Annotated in this window: 3 protein-coding genes; 2 read left to right on the forward strand and 1 reads right to left on the reverse strand. The window is 65.1% G+C overall.

Going from position 1 to position 2,843, the window contains the following annotated elements; translation table 11 throughout:
* Nucleotides 1-242: 242 nt before the first annotated feature.
* Complete coding sequence (locus tag VGH54_RS13435) at nt 243-1,184, forward strand: class I SAM-dependent methyltransferase (protein ID WP_331512508.1); 942 nt, start codon at nt 243-245, stop codon at nt 1,182-1,184.
* Here VGH54_RS13435 and VGH54_RS13440 read toward each other — a convergent pair whose 3' ends face one another.
* Entirely contained in the window at nt 1,185-2,597 is a 1,413-nt protein-coding gene (locus VGH54_RS13440; protein WP_414688702.1) for a DUF1254 domain-containing protein, read from the reverse strand.
* Between the two features lie 137 nt (nt 2,598-2,734).
* Between VGH54_RS13440 and VGH54_RS13445 the strand changes: the two genes are divergently transcribed.
* The coding region (locus tag VGH54_RS13445) for a type II toxin-antitoxin system VapB family antitoxin (protein ID WP_331512510.1) at nt 2,735-2,843 on the forward strand (109 nt) is incomplete at its 3' end.

Raw genomic sequence — 2,843 nt, forward strand, 5'->3', positions numbered from 1 at the left:
CTTTCGAATCGGCCTCGGCCCGCGGCTATCGGCGGCTCGCGGACAACATAACCGGAGACCTGCGCAGCGAGCCGGATTGCCGGGCCTTTAGCGCTGACCAGGCACCGCGGGGAGTCACAGCAGTCACGCGTGCATCAGCGAGCGACCATGACATGTGGTTTCAAAACGAGGTCGCATGCGATATCACCTGAGCCCGCCAAGACGCACAGCTACCACCTAGGCGACTCACGTAGGTTCGAGTTATGGCGAGAACTGACAACGACACCTGGGAAATCACCGAGAGCGTGGGGGCGACGGCTTTGGGCGTGGCCTCAGCACGCGCGGCCGAAACCGAGAGCGACGATCCGCTGATTCAGGACCCGTTTGCGCGGGTGTTCCTCGACGCCGCCGGCGACGGGGTGTGGAACTGGCACGGCGGTCCCGATCTGCCGCCGGAGATCCTCGAAGCCGAACCCGAGTTGCCGCAGCAGAGGCAGGCGATGGTCAGCTACATGGCCTCGCGGACCAAGTTTTTCGACTCGTTTTTTCTCACCGCCACCAAGTCCGGCATTCGTCAGGCGGTGATCCTGGCGGCGGGCCTGGATGCGCGGTCCTGGCGGTTGCCGTGGCCCGACGGCGTCACGGTCTACGAGCTGGACCAAGACCGGGTGCTGGACTTCAAGCTGTCGACCTTGACCCACCACGGGGCGCGGCCGGCCGCCAATCGCAAAGAGGTCGCCGTGGACCTGCGCCACGACTGGCCGAAAGCGTTGCAGGAGGCTGGTTTTGACCCGTCGCAGCCGAGCGTCTGGTCGGCCGAAGGCCTGATGCCGTATCTTCCGGCCGCGGCGCAGGATCTGCTGTTCGAGCGCATCGACGCACTCGCCGCGCCGGGCAGCCGGGTCGCGGTGGAGGCGCTGGGGCCGACGTTCCTCGACGAGGAGGTGCGTGCCAAGCGGCGCGAGCGGATGGAGCGGCTGCGTCAGTTGATGGCCAAGGTGGACCCGGATCGCGATATCCCTCGGACCGACGAGCTGTGGTACTTCGAAGAGCGCGAACCGGTCGGCGACTGGTTCGCCCGCCACGACTGGACTGTCACGGTGACGCCCGCGGCCGAGCTGATGGCCGACTTCGGGCGCAGCCCTGCACCAGCGGTCAAGGACATGGTGCCGGGCAACGAGTTCGTCTACGCGCAGCGGCCGTAACTACGGAACTGCTTTGACCGGTGGGATGTGCCACGTCCCATCCAGAATCGACGGCTTCTTGTCGTTGGGCCAGTACAGCCGCAGCATGAGGCTGAACCGATCCTTGGGCGCGGGAAGCCAATTGGATTCTTTGTCCGGCCCGGGGGAATCGGCCTGGATGTAGAGGTCGGTCGATCCGTCGGGGTTGGTCGCCAACTTGTCGCGCGGGCTCAGCGTGTAGCGGTTCAGCGGGTTGTCGACGAAGAAGTAGTCGCTGTTGTACATGGTCAGCGACCAGAATCCCCGCGCCGGCGGTAGCTGGCCCTTGTCGAAGTGCATGGTGTATTTGGTTGCGCCGCTGTACTTCTGCTTGAGGTCGGGGCCGTCCGAGGTGGGATACACGGCGTCCTCGGGCAGGTTGGCGCCGACGCCGACCTCGGTGACGAAGGCGCGCTGCCGGTAGTTGGTCCCGTATCTGCCCGCCTTGGTGGTGTAGGCCCAGCCGTTCTTGAAGATGAAATCGCCGGCGACGACGCCGTCTTCGCGCCAGCCACTGATGTTGTCCTGACCGAGCTTTGGCGCCAACGCCAGGCCGGTGTTTGCCGCGGCCGACAGCTTGGTCGGGTCGAAGTCCTGCCCGGGAACGATGCCGATCCTGGCCAGCTTGGCCACCATCGGCGCATCCTCGGGGGCCGGCGGGTTGGCCTTGAGTAGACCGGCGAACAGCTTGAAATACTCCGGCGCGCCAAGGGAATTCACCTGCTGTCGCACCGACGTCTTCATATCGACAGACACGTTGACCGGACCGAGCGGCGGCAGGTAGGGCTTCCCGAACGACGACAGCGGCACCGCGGTGATCTGATCCTGCAGCTTGTGCACCGCGTCGTAATCCTCCGGGGTGCCCGAGGAGTAGATGCGGCCCAGCATCCACACCAAGGCCGTCGACGACTTGTACTCCAGCACGCCGGGCGGCAACGTGCCGTGCCACCCGGGACCAGTGATGGCGAACGTGCGCGGCTTGCCCCCGCCGTTGCGGGTGCCCGGCGAGGCGAAGACGTTGGTCCACGCGTCCAGCATGGGCAGCAGGTAATAGCGGTCGCCCATGTCCGGCACGCTCACGATCCACGGCTCCTTCGCCACGTCGAACCACGCCTGGGTGTAGAGCGTGTCGGCGTTCGGGGCGGTCACCATGTTGAACGACGCGTTCGGGTAGGTACGCATGCGGGCGATCTGACCCATTGGCGCTTTGGTGTCTTGTGCGGCGGGCACATTCGTCAATCCGCGTCGGGTGTACTCCATCGTGACGAGCGGATAGGCGTAGGCATAAGCCTCGGTGGCGATGTCGGTGGTTTCGGACTGTGACAGGCCAGGCGTCGCAGAGGTTGTCACCGGCGCGGCAGGGTGATCGTTGCCGCCGCACGACGTGATCATCATCAAGGCGGTCAGCAGCACGCCGACCCGTTTGATGGTTGATCGCATAACGGGATACTTTCACGCCATCCGGGTGCGGCGCAGGCTCGCCGGCGGAAAGCTCGCCGTGCTTACACCACAGGTGGTGTAACTTGATGTGTATGCGAACCAATATCGACATCGACGACGACGCGCTGCGCGAGGCTCAGCGCTTGGTCGGTACGAAAACCAAGCGCGACACGGTCAACCTGGCGCTGCGTGAACTCGTTG

This window comes from Mycobacterium sp. (assembly GCF_036488105.1).
Lineage (GTDB): Bacteria > Actinomycetota > Actinomycetes > Mycobacteriales > Mycobacteriaceae > Mycobacterium.

Excerpts from the sequence above, each read along its gene's own strand:
- VGH54_RS13435 (WP_331512508.1), top strand. The coding sequence starts at position 243 with ATGGCGAGAACTGACAACGACACCTGGGAAATCACCGAGAGCGTGGGG.
- VGH54_RS13440 (WP_414688702.1), bottom strand. The coding sequence starts at position 2,597 with ATGATGATCACGTCGTGCGGCGGCAACGATCACCCTGCCGCGCCGGTG.